Genomic DNA, 16591 nt, shown 5'->3' with positions numbered 1-16591 from the left:
AGGTTCTCCGGGTTCGGCCACTGCGCCTCTTGGAAGCAAGCGATTACAAGACTGCGCATTTCACGCACTTGAGCTACTAGTCCTTCTTCGTCGTCCAGCGGGACCCTGTCCGGAAAGAACCAGCTAGGAAGCTCGTCTGGCGAGATGTCGAGCAGTATCCACACGACCAAATGGCGAGGATCAATCTCTAATGCGCCATACGAAAAGACTTCTCTGATTATGTCTCCGTAGGCCTCTCGTAGCCCATGTTCGGCTTCCCCTAACGCCCTATCGCGACGTTCGCAAATTTCGGGCGAACCAGGCATTTCGGCGCCTCCTTCATCTTCGATCGGGGAGTTGGAGGTCGAACATTACTGTCTCTGCTTCACTCATAAAAGAAATACGCGTGAACCAGATATCAGGCTATGCAGTACACCGCAGTGGCGTCGTCGTGAGGTTGCTTCGTGGTAATCGTTGGCCGTGGAGGTCAGTCCGCTCTGCTTTGTGGACTTGGCGAATTAGTTCTGCTGGTACGGGTCGAATGGATCTATGGAATCCTCAGCGAGTGCTGCGGCGATCAACGTTCGCATGAACTCGTCGAGATTGGCGGCTACTGGTCCGAAGCCTGTGACGTCGGCATCGTAGATGCCGTTCTGGATTGCACTGTTCGGTAGCGCCAGGATCGGCCGACCATCAGGCAAGGGAGCCGCGTAGAGCACGCCGCCACCGTTCGAAGCGACGATCATCACTTCCTGAATTGTGGCGCCATGGCGGATGAACCTCGGGTCCTGGGAGCTGTGCAGCTCGATGAAGTAGCCGTTCCACAAGTCCGGAAGACTCACTTCGGCGATGGCGCTAAAGAAGGCTGATATGTCAGATGGGAGGGGAGCTCCTAGCTGCTGCGACAAGACACGGAGCTCTTCGTCTCCATCGCTCAGCACCGTCGCATTAGTGCCTGGCGGGTACCCGTACTTGCTCTCGAAGTCCGCAAGGAGAGCGCGTACGACGGTGTCGAGTTGCTCGATGATGTGATCGACATCCATGTCGTGCCTTCGCTACTTGGGTGCCTCGTCGAAGAGAACAGACCTTAACGCTGGTCAATGCTGTCTGAACCGAGCCGCTCGTACGAGTCCATCAGCGGTGGAAACCAGGGGTAACTCACCCTGACCAGGTAAGCGTGCGGAGCTGAGTCGGACGATGCTGCGAAAGCGGCAGTCGCCCCGTGTTGTGGCATACCGCAGCTGCTTAGCGCAGGACGGCCGCCAGCAGGTCTGTGCCCAGCGTCGTCATCTCGGGCAGATTGAGGGTGTAGTGGACGTAGCGCCCGCGCCGCCGGGTTGTGAGGAGGCCCGCGCGGCGCAGGACGGCGAGGTGGCGGGAGACCTCCGGGGGAGAGAGCTCCCAGGCGTGGGCCAGTTCGCCGGTGGTGTGCGGGCCGCGGGCCAGGGTGCGCAGCAGCCGCATTCGTACCGGATGTGCGAGTGCCTCCAGCCGGAGGGTGACCGTTTCCAGCGGTACCGGCTCTGACGGACTCGGCTCGGCCACGGGATACTGCACCACCGGCTGCCATCCAGGCGCGTGGATCACCACCAGATGCGGGCGGCCGAAGTCGCTGGGGATGAAGGTGACCCCGGTGCCGTGTGCGGCGGTTGCGTTGTCCTGCAGCTTGTCCACGATGATGCAGTCGCCGTCCGATGCCAAGGTTACGGCGCCGGAGACCGAGGAGAGTGCGGCCCCGATGCCCTGGCGTTTCAGCAGGTCGTTCTTGAGACGCAGGTCGGTGGCCAGTCGCACGGAGACGCGCGCCCAGGCGGCGTCGAAGAACGCCTCTGCGCACTGTTCGAGGGTGTGGCGCACACGCGCCCGCACCGCGGCCGGGTCCGCGAGCAGCCGCTCCGCGAATGCTTCTTGGAGTGCGCCGCGGGCCTGGGCCAGGTCCAGGGCCCGCTCGCGCGCGGTTGCGTCAGAGAGCGGCGACGGCGCGGCGAAGTGGACCCGATTGCTGCCGCACGTGGTGGTGAGCGCGGCGGCCACATAGGTCTCGTCGTCGATCCGGTCCACATCGTCCAACTCCTCGGCGAGGGTCTGCCGAGGTCGGGCGGGGACCAGGAAATCGGCTCGTGAGGAACGCCAGAGGAACTCCGCCTCCCGCAACCGCTCGGCCAGCTCCGGCCGCAGCCCGGACCAGACTTCCCCGGCCCAGCCGGCCAGCCGCGGGTGATGCCCGGGTTCGGCCAGGACGTGCAACATCGCGGTCAACTCGGCCAGCGGGGAGGCGGCGAACCGCAGCCGCTCGGCCGGCAGCCCGGTGATGTCGATGCGCAGCGTCATCCCCCCATCATTGCTGGTCGGACGGCTGGCGGCGGCGTCGGTTGACGATGTCCGTCAACCGACGTGCCGCATCCGGCGGCCCGGCACAACCGTAGGCGCCATGGCAACCACCACCAGAATCCAGCCCCGCGCCCTCCTCTATGCCTCCGGAGGCCCCCGCTACGCCGTCGCCCTGGCCGTGGACGCGCTCGGCACCGGTCTGCTGCGGCCCTTTCTGCTGCTCTACGGAGTAACGGTGCTGAGGCTGTCCACGCCGGTCACTGGCACCGCCATGACGGCCGGCGTCGTCGCGGGCCTGGTGTGCATGCCTGTGGTGGGCCGATGGCTGGACCAGGGCGCACGCAGCACGGTTGTGGCGGCATCGATGCTGGTGCGGGTACTGGGCGTGGCGCTGCTGCTGGCAACGCCGACGGGGAACGTCTGGCTGTTCGCGACAGCGGCGCTCTTCCTCGGCATCGGCAACCAGGCATGGCCGGCCGCCCACGCCGCCCTCGTGGCCACGGTCGCCCACGGCCGGGAACGCGACGCCGCCCTCGCAGGGGGCCGCGCCCTGCGCAACGCCGCCCTGGGTGCTGGTGCACTCGTCGCCACCGCCTGCCTGGCGGGCGGAACCACCGCATTGAGAACGTTGGCAGGCGTGACCGGGCTCGCCTACCTCGCGGCGGCGGCCTTGGCGTGGTCGGTCCACGTGCACGCGCGTCCGGCCGCTGCCGCTGCCGAGGACAGGGACGACGAGCCGACACCCCGGATGCGTGCGCTGCTGGCCGCCAACGTGATCTACGTCTTCTGCCTCAACGTCCCCGAAGTCGCCCTCCCTCTGGTCCTGGTGACGCAGATGCACGCCTCCCCGGTGTGGTCGGCGGCCATCTTTGTGGCCAACACGGTGCTGGTGGTCACCCTGCAGGTTCCGGTCACCCTCCTGACGTCACGTTTCCCCCGCCGGTCCGTGCTGGCATTCGCCGGCTTGGTGCTCACCGCGTCCTACCTCGGCTTCCTCGCCGCCACCTCACTGGGACACGGCTGGGGTGCCCCGGCCATCGCCGCGGTGTCCGTGGTCTGCACCCTCGGCGAGATCATCTATGCAGGCAGCGCCACCGCGCTCGTCACCGCACTCGCCCCGGCCCCTGCCCTGGGAGGCGCTCTCGCCCGCTTCCAGCTCTCCACGGGTTTCGGCCTCGCGGTCTCCCCGGCGGTCATCACCACTCTCGCACCGCAGGGCCCGGCTGCCCTCTGGGGCAGCCTCGCCGCCGTGACTCTTCTCTCCGCCTCCGCCGTTGTCGCTGAGAATGGTTCGAGCATGATGCGCCACGGAACGGCCGCTGCCGCCGAGAAGGAGCAAGGAACGCGGTTCAGCGGCTGGTGTCGCCGGGCGCGACCAGGCTCGTGAGCTCGGCAATCGCCTCTCCCCGCGCGTACGGCCCTTGATGGAGTGCCCGATCCTGCGGCCTCCTCCCCACTGACGCAAGCGCCGAAGGGCTCACCCTGTGGTTCGAGGACGAGAGTCAGGAGCCGGTCCAGATCCAGACGAAGCCGTCCATCCACGTGACGTGGTACCTGAAGGCGCCCGGTGTGTGGTGACCCCAGGGGCGGCTAACTAGATCTCCGTTCTCGCCTGCTCGACTTGCCGCACGATGGCATGGGCGCCATGCGCCTGTGCGATTGCGTGCGCCTCGTCGAGTGTCGCGAGCGCGTCCGCCCGGCGGTCCTGGGCGGCGGCGATGTAGGCCAGCCCGACCATGTTGGCGGCCACGCCCGGCAGGGCCCCGACCTCCCGGCGCAGCCGCGACGACTCCTCCAGCCGCTCGCGCGCTTCATCCAGCCGACCGGCCATGTGTGCCGCGATGCCCAAGTGCCGCAGGGCCTCGGACTGGGTCTGCTTGTCGCCGACCTGCGCCGCCAGCTGGCAGGACTGCTCCAGTTCCGGAACCGCAGTCTCGTTGTCACGCCGGATGACCTGATGGAGGCAGCCGATCCAGAACAACGCCTCGGCCTCGCCGCGCGCGTCGCCCAGCGCCCGGTACAGCTCGATCGCGCGCTCAAACAACGGCAGTTCAGCCGGGTCCTCGACGGGTGACGAGCCGGCGCTGGCGCGCTCGTTGAGAAACCGCGCATGCAGGATCCGCCCACGGGCCAACGCGGCATCGGCCTCCACCGCGTCCAGGCCCCGTTCGGCGTTGGTCAGCACGCTGGCGTCGCCGCTGAACACTGCCCGTTCATAGAGCGTCTTGGCCCGTTCGATCCGGTCTTCGGCGTTCATCGCCGCCCCCGCCCTGGCGTCGCCATTACGTGCTAGATCAGCAATAGAGTACTCCGGCCCAGGATCGTCATTCTGGCCGTCGAAGGCCGATTTGTTCAGGACGTTTGGAGGGTGTTGGGTCGATCAGTATGATCCCCGGGGTGTTCGGACTCTTCCGTAAGCCGCCCCTGAGGAGATCACCAGACGCCCAGCAACCCGTCGGCTTGTCCGCGAGATTCTCACCACAGCACCCATCAGCGTCAGGCGCGAGGCACACGAGTACGCCGAATCTCTAGGAGTGACCGCGTGACCCAGCCCGGCAAGGTTCTCTATGTGATCGTGTGCGCTGCCGGACCTGCCGGCGACGTCGGCCGCCTCGTCACCATGGCCCAAGATGAGGGATGGACCGTCCAGATCGTCGCCACCCCGCCCGCGCTCGACTTCATCGACGTCCCCGCGCTGGAAAAGCAGGCCGGCCGCCCCGTCCGGAGCCAGTACCGCAAGCCAGACGAACCCAAGCCCCCACGGGCGGACGCCATCATCGTCGCCCCCGCGACGTACAACACCATCAACAAGTTCGCCCAAGGCATCGCCGATACCTACGCTCTCGGGCTCCTCGCTGAAGCACCAGGACTCGGCATTCCCGTGGTGGTGTTGCCCTTCGTCAACAGCGCTCTAGCTACTCGTGCACCATTCCGGCAGGCTGTCGAACTGCTCCGTGCTGAAGGCGTTCGAATCCTCCTTGGCCCTGGCGAGTTCGAGCCACACGCCCCCAGCACCGGGGCCGACCGCATCGATACATATCCATGGCGGCGATCGTTGGATGATCTCGATGCTCTACTTCATCAGCGCGATAATCGCCGTCACGCCTGACGCGACGGTGGCGAAACCTCCGAGAGTCGCGATGCAGTCCCGAGGTTGAGTCCAGAGCCCGCGATTGGCTTGCGCCCACTTGCTGCGCGCTACGCGCATCTACGATGCCGGGTGACCGACCGCGAGACGCTCGTCAAATCATGACGTGGCCCTGCTCTTGGCGTTCGCTGACTTGACGCTGAGAACCGTGTCGAGGTAGTCGGCGATTGCGTCTCTGTTGCGGGTCAGGGACTCGATGCGTTCGGACAGCCGAGCTTGTTCGCATTGCAGTGTGACGATCATTTCGGGTGTCACATTGGGGACGTAGATGGTCTGCGGCTTGTCCAGGCACGGCAGGAGTTGCTGAATGATTCGGGTCGGCAGCCCGGCATCGAGCAGTCCCTTGATCTGCAGCACGACGTCCACGTGTGACTCTTTGTACTCACGGTAACCATTGAGAGCGCGGCTGGATGTGATCAGCCCCTGCTCCTCGTAGTAGCGCAGTAGCCGGCGGGATACGCCGGTACGCTCCGCGAGCTCTCCGATCCTCATGTGCTCAAGCCTACGCCTTGACCTTCACATCAATGTGAGTGTTTAAGACTCGCTGGGTGGGCCGAGAACAGCCGAAATCTGCCCTCTGCCGGGAAAGCGGGGGTAGGTGGGGCTCGGCTCAGTTCCTGCGGCGGCACGACATTCACGACTACATCGGAGGTCTCAAATGAGACTCGGACTTCGTCTGCCCCAGAGATTGGGAGTAGACCTACAACACGACTTGGTCGAAGCAGCTAGAACGGCTGAAGCGGCCGGATACGCCAGTTTGTGGACGTACGAACGGCTGCTCTTCCCGGAGACGCCCGCCGAACCATATGCCCCGCCGAACGTGCCGTGGCCGGAAACCCAGCGGCAGGCCGCCGACCCCCTGGCAGTCCTCACGGCAGCGGCGGTGGCAACCGAACAGGTGCGCCTCGGTACTTCCGTTCTGATCGCTGCACTCCACACACCCATCCAGCTGGCGAAGACGCTGGCCACGATCGATCAGATCAGCGGCGGCCGCATGATCGCAGGTATTGGCACCGGCTGGTCCACCGACGAACTCCAGGCCACTGGCGCCACCCGAGCGGATCGCGGCCGCTTCCTCGACGAGACGCTGGACGTCTTCGATGCCGTGTGGGGGCCGGACCCGGTGACCTTCCGGAGTCCTCGCGTAGTCATCGACAACGCCTCGGTCCTGCCCAAGCCTGTTTCGAAAATCCCCGTGATGCTGGGCGGCGGTGGCAGCGCCAAGGCCGTCGAGCGCATTGCCAAACGCGCAGACGGCTGGCTGCCGTTCCTCACCACGCCCGGGCCGGCTGGAGCCGCAGAACTGCGCGCACGCTGGGACCGTATTCGGGAAATGGCTTCTGAGTATGGCCGGGACACAAGCCGGATGGAGATGGTCGTGGTGGGAAACGTCACCTTCACCGACCGTCCGGCAGGACCTGACCGATCGCCGTTCGTCGGCACTCTCGACCAGATCATGGACGACATCCACTCGGCCGCAGAGGCCGGCGCCGACGAGCTCATCGTGGATCTGAATCTGCAGGACTGGTTCACCAGCACGCGGCAGATGCTTGAGACGGCGGTGGAGATCCGCGAACGGGCCGCGGTCTCATGACCGATCGCGGTGTCCCCGTAGGCGCGGAGGTGACGGCCCACGTCGACCTGGCGGACCTGGTTGAGGTGACGGACTTCAGCACCTATCGCCGCCTGTGACTAGTGCAGACAGGGCCTCTTCATGGCGCCCAACTTGGCCAGGGCCTCTTCGGAGGGGCTGCCTGGCTCCGCCCGGTTGGTGACAAGGATCTGGCCGGGCGTGCTGTCGACGGAGAACGACGCTTGCCAGAGGGTCAGGTCACCGACAAGAGGGTGGCGAACGTAAACGACGTCGTGGCGCCTGGAGCGTACGTCGTGGCGAGCCCACATCTGTTGAAAGTCTTCGCTTTCCTCCGAGAGTTCCTCGACCAACTCGAGTAGGGACGGATCTTCGTGGTCTGCCCCCACGGCGGCACGTAGGTGGGCCACCATGGCACGGGCCTCCTGTTCCCAGTCCTGCCAGAACCTCTTGGCGACCGGGTTGAGAAAAAGCATCCGCAGAATGTTGTCCGTGTGGTCTAACCCTTCGATGAGGGGAGAGACAGCGCGTTTTGGGCCAGCACGTCCGTTCGACGGTTCAGCACGGCCGCCGGCCCGTGGCTCCAGCTGTCCAGGAGCAGCAGCACATGCGACTTGACCTGTTCGTCCTGGCCATCGACTTCATACCTGCGCGCCCGGGCACGGGCGAGCTGGTGAAGATGCTCGGAGGCTTCGGCGTCGAGGTGGAACACGCGTGCCAGGGCGTCGAGCACCTGATCCGACGGACGGCGTTCTCTGCCCTGCTCCAGCCTCGTGTAGTAGTCGACACTGACCCCCGCCAGCAAGGCCACCTCATCGCGGCGCAAGCCCGGCGTACGCCGACGGTCGTGACCGCTTGGCAAACCCACCTCATCGGGGGAAACGACCTGACGCCGAGCACGAAGGAACTCGGCAAGGGGGCTCCGCATACCGGACAGAGTACGAAGCGTCAGGTCAAAGCCATGCAAAACGAGGGAGCTCGTGAGCGGGCGCAAAGACGTTCGTTCTTTACGGCGCGGCCGACGGGAGGCTCGCCCGAACACACGCCTTGACCTGGGGAGATGCGAGTACTAGCAGGTCGACCGGTTCGGGGACGATCCGAGCGGTGTCTGGTCGGAGCTGATGGACCATCTGTGCCCGCAGCTGGACCAGGCCTTCTCGGCGAGCTATGGGCGGCTATCGGGAGAAGAGGTCGTCCATCGTGTCGGCACCTTGCATGAGCATCTGAGACAGTGCGCTCGCCTAGGAGGTAACTGCTCGCTTTCGCGACAGGGAAAGCCGGCGTCCGTCGATTTCGGTAACGACAACGGTGACTTGGTCACCGAGTTGGACGACTTCCTCCGGGGCTTCGATGGACCCCCAGTCGAGCTCGCGAAGATGGACCAGGCCCTCGATACCGGCGTCTACGCGGATGAAGGCGCCGAAGGGGACGATCTTGGAGACCGTTCCCTGCAGTACTTGACCCACGTGAAGATTGAGGAAGATCTCCCGGTACGGGTCCGGTTGTGTCGCTCGAAGGGACAGCCGGGCCTCTCCGTTCCAGGTGTCGAACTGCAACACCGTGCATATGACCCGCTGTCCGACCTGGACAACGTCGGACGGCGCGTCGAAGCGCCGCCAAGACAGCTCGGGAATCGAAATGAAGCCCACACCGGGGAAGACGGGGTGGTCGGGAGCGTCGTCCAAAGCGACGAACACCCCGAAGGACTCGATCGCGGCCACCACGCCGGAACGGATCTCACCAGGGCGCAGCGACTCGAGGAACGCCCAGAGTTCTGGATTCTCGGTCGAGACGAAGGCCGGCCGCACCTCGCCCCAGTCGCCCCGCTCTTCCTCCGCTCTACTCATTTCGTCCACCCTGCCCAAGGTGGTTACGACGGGAATGATCTGTCAAGCATGTCCCGGGACGGGACATGACCGCGCTCGCCGTGTCGTCTTACAGTCCCGGCGCTCGGCATGTCGCCCCTGTCACTCCGAAACCGGGACCGGGACTCCATCGGCGGCTGTAGGTGTAGCGGCCATGGCGTCCTCCCAGGCGCGCAGATATGTCTCGATCGCGTGCCGGTTGCGTTGTAGCACGTCGATGCGTCGTTCGATGCTGCTGAGTTGACGTCGCAGTCCGTCCAGATCTTTTACCGCCGGGCACGCCGGGGCCTCTGTTTCCTCCTTCGCGGCCTCGAGACAGGGCAGGACCTCACGGATCATCTCCGTCGTGAAGCCGGATTCGAGAAGTTCGCGAATCTGCAATACACGGTCGATAGCGGGCTCGCCGTAGGTGCGGTACCCATTGCTGCTCCGGAACGGGTGCAGGATGCCGACCTCTTCGTAGTAACGAAGCAGTCGCGGCGCCACACCCGTCTTAGCGGCCAGGTCTCCGATCTTCACAGCGCTCTCCTCAACTAGGCGTCCGTTCAGGCGGTGCGCCTCGCCGTCGCACCGGTAGGCGACCTCGCCGTCGGCCGCTTGACCTTCACATTAATGGAAAGGTTTAGCTTTTCCGCATTCCCAGACCTGCCGAAGCGGGTTGATCAAGACCGCGTCAACAAGAATGTGAGATCAAGAGATGACGACGGGTTCCATAACAAACCCAAGCAAGCCGGGCAGTGGTGGATGGACCGCGGACCGAATGGCCGATCAGAAGGGCCGTACCTTCGTCGTGACGGGCGCGACCAGCGGTCTCGGCCTGGTGACGGCGCGCGAACTCGCGGCGCACGGCGGTCGGGTGCTGCTCGCTGTTCGTGACGCGGCGCGGGGAGAAGTGGTGGCGTCCTCGCTGCGTAGGGCGTATCCCGGGGTTGAGGTAGAGGTGCGTCAGGTCGATCTGCTGGATTTGGACTCGATCCGCCGGGCGGCGGAGGAAATCGGCGAGGAGGAGTCCGTCGACGTGCTGGTCAACAACGCGGGCATCTCCATGGTCGAGCACTCCGTGACCGCGCAGGGCGCAGAGCGCCATCTCGCTGCGAATCACCTTGGCCACTTCGCGCTCACGGCGTTGCTGGAACCGGCGCTGCGCCGGTCGCCGGCGCCGCGGGTGGTCACCGTGACCTCGTACATGCATGAGAAGGGCGAACTTGATCTGGACGATGTCGCGTGGATGCGGAAGTACACGCCTCTCGCCGCCTACTCGGCATCGAAACTGGCCAACGCCGTCTTCGGCGTGGAGTTGGCCCGGCGCGAGCGGTCGTCATCGTCGCCGATCACCAGCATTCTCGCGCACCCGGGCTACAGCAACACGCCGATGCAGAGCAAAGGCACCGGGATCACGGGAATCGTCATGCGCGTTTCCGGCAAGCTCTTCGCGCAGAGTCCGGAGATGGGAGCTCTGCCCCAGCTTTTCGCGGCAACCGAGCCCGATCTCGCCGGCGGCTCCTACATCGGACCTGACGGTCGGGGCGGACGATCTGGACATCCCAAACCCGTGCAACTGTCGGCGGCAGCCCAAGATCCAGAACTCGGCCGTCGCCTGTGGGAGCGCTCGCAGCAGCTGACCGGCATCCGCTGGCACACCCCCGAAGTCTGACCACGCCGCCCGCAGACGAGGACGATGTGCACTGCGTGCGGGAGAAGCAGGGCAGACTGATCCAGAGCCATCGTGTGGTGTCCTCCGCGAGAACCTTTGGTCGGGAACTCGCTGACCGTCACACGATGGCTCGCCCCCATGTCCGGGGCTTGCGTCACCAGCCTGGAGTTACACCACCCGAGGGGACGTCACCTCCCTGCAGGTCAGAAGGTAATGACGGTGGCGCCTTCCAGCGCAAAGCGCAGGAAGGCATCTCGGGCCACGTCCAGATTGAACCCACAGTTCAGCAGTTCCTCGTCCGTGTTGGCTTCCTTCGCCGCATTGATGCAGGCGCCGACGGGAACGCCCGCGGCGATCAGCTCATCGAGCCGGCTGTTGTAAGCCGAACGGGCGTCGTCGGCGAGGTCGTCTGTCAGTCGTGCCTGTACGGGCGGCGCAGCGGAGATCGTTCACGCGACCGCCGCCCTGGGTGGGGTCCAGGCGGAGGGAACCGTCGTCACGTAAGTCCCGCCCGGCGAATGCTCGCGGGGAACTCGCGGAGCCGCCATGATTGCGTCAGTCCACGAAAGGCCGGCAATGCGGCGCTTAGGCCGACACCTCATGGATTTCATGGTGGAGTTCGTCGGGGAGTTCGTTGTCTGGGGTGTCCTCGCAGTCATCGGAGCGGGTTTCGTCATCGCGGTATCCGCGCTGTTCCATCTGCCATGGCTGACCAGAGCGCTTGTGACGGGCGACAACGCCAGCATCAGGCTTCTGGCGATCATCGGTCTGGTTGCATTGATCGGAGCGGTTGCCGCTGTCACCTGGCTGGTACGGAAAATCAGGAAGAAGAAGGCTCCACCGCCAGACGCACAGAATGCGGGGGAAGGCAGAGAAGGGTCCGCTGTCCCGCATCGCAAGGGACGGGGCCGGCACGCGGCCTCAGAGGGCCGCGGGCCGTTCGGTCACTCGCCCTGAATCAATGCCGCCATCGACTGCCACGGCGCAGTGTCGAAGATCAGCATGATGTTGTTGATCTTGCCGTTCTCGTCGAGGTGGAAGTGCTCGGCGGTGCGCTGGGTGCCGGCCGGCGTGGCTGTGTGGACGTCGTAGACGAGGGTGGCCTCGGCCTCGCCGTACAACTCGCTGATCATGTCGACGCCTGTGACCACCTGGACGAATCCCGGCAGCCCGGCCAGATGGCCGGCCGGGTCGGTGGAGGTGATGAACGGGCTGCGAAAGCTGAAGGGCTCCGCGAGGTGTGCGGCCGCTGCGGCCACGTCACCTCGGAATCTGGCGTCGTGGTAGCCGCGGACGGTCTGTGCGGTGGTCATCGGGCTCCGTTCAGATACTGGGTGAGCTTGTGATGGTTGTCGGCAAGACGCAGGCACAGGTGGCGCAGTTGCGCCAGGTCGTCGGGGGTGAAGTCGCGGAAGATCGCTCCCATGGCGAGCTGGGTCGGCCGCCGCCAGTTCTCGATCCACTCCTGCCCGGCCGGCGTGATCCTGGCCAGGACGGAGCGCCGGTCGTGGGGGGCGGGAGCCCGCTGCACCAGGCCGTCGCGTTCAAGGGTGTCGACCAGCCCGGTGACGTTGCGGGAGCTCACCCCCGCCGATTTGGCCAGGTCGCCGATGGTCATCCCGTCAGCCGAGGCGCTCAGGCGCAGGAGAACGTCCAGCGTCCCCGAGCTGAGCCCGCGATTTTCGGAGCCCTGGGCGCGCATGCGCTCGATCGCGTGGGAAGCGGTGCGGACGGCCGCGGCAGCCTCCATGGCAAGGGTGTCGTCGCCGCCGATGAACTGGACCAACGCGGCTCTTGCCTGAGGGTCGAAGAGACGGCCGTCCGCGTCGGCGGAGACATTATGTACGTCCTTCATGATGAAGTCGTACTTTAATACGTCCTTCCATAAATGGGAAGCGGCGAGTCCACCGGGCCTCAGGCAGAGCCGTACAGAGGTCAGCCCTGACGTCCGAGGAATCTCAGGAACTGGGAGCGGATGGTGGGGTCAGCGCCTGTGGCCAGTTCGGGGGCGTAGTGGCGCGGATCGCGGTCCTTCCCGATGACCTGGCGGGCCGTCTTGAGGCCAACGGCCCAGACCTCGTCCGGACAGGAGTACTCCGCTCCCACTGCGGCTTCGAGGTCCCAGCCGTGCGCGAGCAGATCGAAGAGGTTGATTCCGGCCGCGAGATCGGCCGAGAACTCACCGAAGGGCAGGAAACAGGTACGGGACAGGTCGGCGCCGGCCCAGGAGACCTTGGCTGCCTGGACCGCCTTCTCGAACGCCCGATGGTGGTCCGCTCCGACAAGATCGCCCTTCGGAGTCCTGGGCTGATCTGTCGCTCCGGCGGCGAACGCGGCGAACTTGAGCGTGACTCCGATCGAATGGCCGATGACGTCGCGCACCGTCCAGCCCGGATTCGGTGTGATCAGGTGTAGCTGTGAGGCGGTGATCCGTCTGACGAGACCGGCCGAGCTGTCCAGCGCGATATCGAGGGCGCCGATGGTCGGCAGGCCTCCAGACGGATTCATCGTCACAGTTTCCACCACGTTGAGCAGCCGGCCGGGACCGTGTCCGGAAGCGTCGTGTGGAGCAGGGTCCCGGCCGACCGTGTCGTGGTCCTCCGCGGAGACGGGCAGGGCGTCGATCCCGCGCTGTGTGCGCCTACGAGCAAGCCACCGGGGCGGTGATGTTGCCGGACACACCCGCCGTTGTCTGCGTGTGCGTTTCGACGAGGTCGCAGCTCGGCGACGTCTTGTACGTCCACGACCAGCCGCCCAGGTCCAGCTGCGCGAACTTGGTGCCGGCCGGGAAGAACTGCTTCACCCACTCGCCGGTCGACGAGGTCAGCGGCGGGTCACCCGCACCGGTCGCCGGCACGGCCAGCTCGTCCGGGGTCTTGGAGTCCGCGTAGAAGGAGATGCCTTCTGTTCCGCCCTCGATGCCGCCCGTGATGGCCGCGCCGATCGTCTTGGACGGGTCGGCGGGCGTCTTGGCTCCTGCGATCGTCGTGAACGTGCCGTCGTCCACCAGCGTGCCGGTGTAGTAGTAGCAGACCGTCGCGCCCGCACCGCAGGTCTCCTTGGGGACGCCGTACTCGCGGGTGATGGTGACCGTACGGTCCATCGTGTCCTTCGCCCACGTCTCCCCGCTGGTCCCGGAGTCGGACCGGTTCGTCAGGTGCGTGGTCGCCTTGAAGGTCTTCTTCGCGACCGGGGCGGGTGCGCCGTTGTCGCCCTTGTCGCCCTTGGGCCCCTGAGGTCCGATCGGCCCCGCGGGCCCCTGAGGACCGGTGTGTCCAATCGCGCCCTTCGGGCCGGCAGGACCCGCGGGACCGGCCTTCAGCTTGAGCTTGTCGATCGCCCACTGAGTGGGGAGGAGCACGAATTGCTCGGAGCCGTCCTGTGCGCAGGTCGCCTTCGACGAGTAGCCGGGATCCACCGACGCCGACCTGATGGCCCGGCTTTTGATGTTGAAGCAGAGACCCACGGCATCGGGCTGGTGTTTGGAGTCCATGGTCGCGGCGGAGGTGTTCGGCCGCGTCTTCGTCGCGGCGATCGCCGTCGACGCGGCGTAGCCACCGACCGCCACGACTGCGACGCCGGCGGTGATGGCGACAATTCGGGTGCGCTTGCGCATGGATCCTCTTTCCGGGGGGTGAATTGTCGGCGGTTTCCGACAAAAGCGGCAGAACGTCCCCGGGCGCGGTCCAGAGCCTTCCTGCTGATCAGCTTTCGGCGATTCAGTTGGAATCACAAGTCGCGTTTACGGCGGCAGCCACAATGGGCGCGCCTATATACGACTCCCGCCATCGCACCATGGTTTACCGCGCCATGTGAGGCGGGGCATTCCTGTTGCGAATGAATGCAATTCAAGATCGAGGAGTGAAGATATGTGCTGGGCGGCAGGTCCTGTGCCGGTCGGTGAGATGATCTCAGCGATCTCTGGGGACCCAGTTGTGCTCGAAACGGGTCAGGACATCATTCAGCTCTGGGGTGTGTCCGGTGGATCCTTGTTCGTGGTGCACCCGGACAAGGGTCCACCGGACGGCTAGTTGACGCAGCCCGGGATGGTGTTCAGCGGACTGCAGTTGTCGGGGAAGTTGTCATTGACGATCGATTTCCGGAGGGTGACATCCGCGTTGCCGGTGGCGATCCCGCCGCCACCGGATCCCCTGTTCTGCCCGACCACGGTGCCGTCGAGGCTGACGGTTCCCAGGTTGGAGATGCCTCCTCCCAGGCCGCCGGCCGTGTTGTTCTGCACGGCGCCCTTGATGAGGTTCGACACGCCGCCCGGCTGGGTGTTCAGAGCGCCGCCGTTGATCGGCGCGGTGTTCTTGGTCAGGATGACGCCGGACAGCGTCAGCGTCCCGAAGTTGATGACGGCGCCGCCTCCGATGCTCCCGGCCGCGTTCTCCTTGAGCACGCTGTGGGAGATCATCGCGTTGGATCCCGCGAGATTGGCGAACGCACCACCGTTCGCCGCCTGGTTGCCGGACAGGATGGTGTGGTCCAGGACCACGGTGCCGGCGTTGGAGATCCCGCCGCCAAAGCCCGTCGTGCTTCCGCCCACGATGGAGACGCGTTGGACACGGAGCGTCGCCCCGGATGCCACTTCCAGGATGCGGAAGCCGGGTGCGGCCGGATCGCGCCTGATCGTCGTGTTCAGCCCGCCAACCAGAGCGATATCGCCCGTGATGATCGGGAGGGCGTCGTCGGGGACGGTCGCGGTGGAGTAGTTGTAGATGCAGTTCGGCGCGAGAAAAAGCGTGGCGACCCCGGCCCCGTTGGCTGTCTGGATCGCCGTGGCGAGCGTGGCCGCGTCGCACGGGACGTTCACGGCCTGCGCCAGACGGGGCATCGCCTGCGCCGACGGCGCCGCCGCACCCAGTGTCATCCCCGCCAGCGCAAGGGCGCCCATGCCGCCGATAATTCTAGAAAAATAGCCCATCGGGCCGCCTCTATATAGAAATGGACATTTGTCCTGCCGCTAAACGAATGCCCTGTCGACATCGCCGACAATTAGGGAAACACGCCCGAGCTGAATGAATGTTCAGGGCGCGTCTCTGCTCGAAACAGTTGACCAAGATTTGCAGGCGCCTTTCATGGCGTCCGCCGCCTGCTGTGTCCCCCACGTCGAGCGTCCGGTTCCAGACGGGACGGCGACGACTCCGGGGGAGGGGAGCCGGTGAGGCCCGGGTGTGATCGGTGCTAGGCCTTCTCGCCGAGGAGTCGGCGGACTGTGACGGCGTACTGCTCCTGCACCCTGGCCAGATCGGCGCCGTAATCGTTGTCGGCCCTGGCCAGGATCTGGTACGTCGAGACGGCCTCAGAGCCGAGCCGCAGAGCCTCCTCGGCCGCGCCGGGTGATCGCAGGACCGCCAGAATCGACGCAAGCCTGCCCTTGGCGTCGGCGGTCATGGCGGCAAGCCGGATGAGGTCGCCTCGGGGCGTCAGCGTCGGGCGGGGCGAATGGGACAGCCTCATCAGCCGATCCTCCAGGATCGCCGCCTGACTGACCTCGCCGCCGGTGAGTTCCAGATAGCTGTCCAGGCAGGCGCGGGCGGTGTCGGCGGCCTCGGCGAACTGCCCGCTCTGCGTCAGCATTCCCGCGTGGTTGTAGAGCTTGCCCGCGAGTTGAGCGAGGTGCTGCTCGTTGTTCGGTTCCTCGGCTCGAAGCCGGCGGATGACGGTGAGCGCCTGCCGGTTGTGGACCAGTGCCTCATCCGCGTGTCCCGCCCGCCAGAGGAGCAGCGCTGTCTCCGCGTGCTTGTTGGAGGCGTCCTGTAAAGCCTGCAACCGCCGCTCGCGTCGCCACCCAGAGCTGAACAACCCCACGTAGACTCCCGGCTTCGCTCATTTATTCGCGTGACAGGAACACTTGAGTGAACGATATCAGCGCAAAGTTGACAGTCGATGTGACATTCGGTGCATAAGTGGATATCGGCGCGAGCTAAGGCATAGGCGGCGAACGCGAGTTTTCGCGTCGACCGGTCAGGCATTTCACCAGGATGGCGACTGTCCGCGTCTCCGGGTGCCGGCGGTCG

General features: G+C 65.6%; 19 protein-coding genes. 5 read left to right on the top strand and 14 right to left on the bottom strand.

Annotated elements, in window-relative coordinates:
* Window positions 1-497 precede the first annotated feature (497 nt).
* Together Pmi06nite_RS04995 and Pmi06nite_RS04990 are read right to left on the bottom strand one after the other, a co-directional pair.
* Window positions 498-1022, bottom strand: coding sequence for a hypothetical protein (locus Pmi06nite_RS04995; protein ID WP_203951622.1), 525 nt, complete (start codon window positions 1020-1022; stop codon window positions 498-500).
* A 202-nt stretch (window positions 1023-1224) separates the two neighbouring features.
* Complete coding sequence (locus tag Pmi06nite_RS04990) at window positions 1225-2310, bottom strand: DUF5937 family protein (RefSeq protein ID WP_239113660.1); 1086 nt, start codon at window positions 2308-2310, stop codon at window positions 1225-1227.
* Window positions 2311-2410: 100 nt separating this feature from the next.
* On the opposite strand from Pmi06nite_RS04990, the gene Pmi06nite_RS04985 reads away from it, so the two are divergent.
* A complete protein-coding gene (locus tag Pmi06nite_RS04985; RefSeq protein WP_203951621.1) occupies window positions 2411-3697 on the top strand; it encodes an MFS transporter in 1287 nt (428 codons plus the stop codon).
* Between the two features lie 207 nt (window positions 3698-3904).
* Here Pmi06nite_RS04985 and Pmi06nite_RS04980 read toward each other — a convergent pair whose 3' ends face one another.
* The gene (locus tag Pmi06nite_RS04980) at window positions 3905-4567 is read right to left on the bottom strand and encodes a tetratricopeptide repeat protein (RefSeq protein WP_203951620.1); all 663 of its coding nucleotides are present in this window, start codon (window positions 4565-4567) and stop codon (window positions 3905-3907) included.
* 285 nt (window positions 4568-4852) lie between these two features.
* On the opposite strand from Pmi06nite_RS04980, the gene Pmi06nite_RS04975 reads away from it, so the two are divergent.
* Entirely contained in the window at window positions 4853-5419 is a 567-nt protein-coding gene (locus Pmi06nite_RS04975) for a flavoprotein (protein WP_203951619.1), read from the top strand.
* A gap of 138 nt (window positions 5420-5557) precedes the next feature.
* Here Pmi06nite_RS04975 and Pmi06nite_RS04970 read toward each other — a convergent pair whose 3' ends face one another.
* On the bottom strand, window positions 5558-5950 hold the full coding sequence (locus Pmi06nite_RS04970; protein ID WP_203951618.1) for a MerR family transcriptional regulator: 393 nt from the start codon (window positions 5948-5950) through the stop codon (window positions 5558-5560).
* A 220-nt stretch (window positions 5951-6170) separates the two neighbouring features.
* On the opposite strand from Pmi06nite_RS04970, the gene Pmi06nite_RS04965 reads away from it, so the two are divergent.
* On the top strand, window positions 6171-7052 hold the full coding sequence (locus Pmi06nite_RS04965) for a TIGR03619 family F420-dependent LLM class oxidoreductase (RefSeq protein WP_203951617.1): 882 nt from the start codon (window positions 6171-6173) through the stop codon (window positions 7050-7052).
* Window positions 7053-7150: 98 nt separating this feature from the next.
* Here Pmi06nite_RS04965 and Pmi06nite_RS04960 read toward each other — a convergent pair whose 3' ends face one another.
* The 4 genes from Pmi06nite_RS04960 to Pmi06nite_RS04945 all read right to left on the bottom strand — a co-directional run bounded on the left by Pmi06nite_RS04960 (window position 7151) and on the right by Pmi06nite_RS04945 (window position 9433).
* Window positions 7151-7525 (bottom strand): MmyB family transcriptional regulator, encoded by a 375-nt coding sequence (locus Pmi06nite_RS04960; protein ID WP_203951616.1) that lies wholly within the window; start codon window positions 7523-7525, stop codon window positions 7151-7153.
* Between the two features lie 23 nt (window positions 7526-7548).
* Window positions 7549-7977: a helix-turn-helix domain-containing protein gene (locus Pmi06nite_RS04955; RefSeq protein WP_203951615.1), complete on the bottom strand. Its 429-nt coding sequence runs from the start codon at window positions 7975-7977 to the stop codon at window positions 7549-7551.
* A 313-nt stretch (window positions 7978-8290) separates the two neighbouring features.
* Window positions 8291-8905: a S1 RNA-binding domain-containing protein gene (locus tag Pmi06nite_RS04950; RefSeq protein WP_239113702.1), complete on the bottom strand. Its 615-nt coding sequence runs from the start codon at window positions 8903-8905 to the stop codon at window positions 8291-8293.
* Window positions 8906-9016: 111 nt separating this feature from the next.
* The gene (locus tag Pmi06nite_RS04945) at window positions 9017-9433 is read right to left on the bottom strand and encodes a MerR family transcriptional regulator (RefSeq protein WP_203951614.1); all 417 of its coding nucleotides are present in this window, start codon (window positions 9431-9433) and stop codon (window positions 9017-9019) included.
* Between the two features lie 178 nt (window positions 9434-9611).
* Between Pmi06nite_RS04945 and Pmi06nite_RS04940 the strand changes: the two genes are divergently transcribed.
* On the top strand, window positions 9612-10568 hold the full coding sequence (locus Pmi06nite_RS04940; RefSeq protein WP_203951613.1) for an oxidoreductase: 957 nt from the start codon (window positions 9612-9614) through the stop codon (window positions 10566-10568).
* Between the two features lie 600 nt (window positions 10569-11168).
* Window positions 11169-11525 (top strand): hypothetical protein, encoded by a 357-nt coding sequence (locus tag Pmi06nite_RS04930; RefSeq protein ID WP_203951612.1) that lies wholly within the window; start codon window positions 11169-11171, stop codon window positions 11523-11525.
* Here the strand turns inward: Pmi06nite_RS04930 and Pmi06nite_RS04925 are convergent.
* The 6 genes from Pmi06nite_RS04925 to Pmi06nite_RS04900 form a co-directional block, all read right to left on the bottom strand.
* Window positions 11513-11881 (bottom strand): hypothetical protein, encoded by a 369-nt coding sequence (locus Pmi06nite_RS04925; protein ID WP_203951611.1) that lies wholly within the window; start codon window positions 11879-11881, stop codon window positions 11513-11515. The genes Pmi06nite_RS04930 and Pmi06nite_RS04925 overlap by 13 nt on opposite strands.
* On the bottom strand, window positions 11878-12423 hold the full coding sequence (locus tag Pmi06nite_RS04920) for a MarR family winged helix-turn-helix transcriptional regulator (RefSeq protein WP_203951610.1): 546 nt from the start codon (window positions 12421-12423) through the stop codon (window positions 11878-11880). Before Pmi06nite_RS04920 ends, Pmi06nite_RS04925 begins: the two co-directional genes overlap by 4 nt.
* Window positions 12424-12503: 80 nt before the next feature.
* The gene (locus Pmi06nite_RS04915; RefSeq protein WP_203951609.1) at window positions 12504-13076 is read right to left on the bottom strand and encodes a TIGR03086 family metal-binding protein; all 573 of its coding nucleotides are present in this window, start codon (window positions 13074-13076) and stop codon (window positions 12504-12506) included.
* 133 nt (window positions 13077-13209) lie between these two features.
* A complete protein-coding gene (locus Pmi06nite_RS42530) occupies window positions 13210-14184 on the bottom strand; it encodes a collagen-like triple helix repeat-containing protein (protein ID WP_203951608.1) in 975 nt (324 codons plus the stop codon).
* A 411-nt stretch (window positions 14185-14595) separates the two neighbouring features.
* Window positions 14596-15465, bottom strand: a complete 870-nt coding sequence (locus tag Pmi06nite_RS04905) for a hypothetical protein (RefSeq protein ID WP_203951607.1) — start codon at window positions 15463-15465, stop codon at window positions 14596-14598.
* 290 nt (window positions 15466-15755) lie between these two features.
* A complete protein-coding gene (locus Pmi06nite_RS04900) occupies window positions 15756-16382 on the bottom strand; it encodes a hypothetical protein (RefSeq protein WP_203951606.1) in 627 nt (208 codons plus the stop codon).
* Window positions 16383-16591 lie beyond the last annotated feature (209 nt).

Source organism: Planotetraspora mira, from assembly GCF_016863275.1.
Taxonomy (GTDB): Bacteria; Actinomycetota; Actinomycetes; order Streptosporangiales; family Streptosporangiaceae; genus Planotetraspora; species Planotetraspora mira.
Note: the sequence above shows the minus strand (reverse complement) of the source record. Positions and strands in the feature narration are given on the sequence as shown.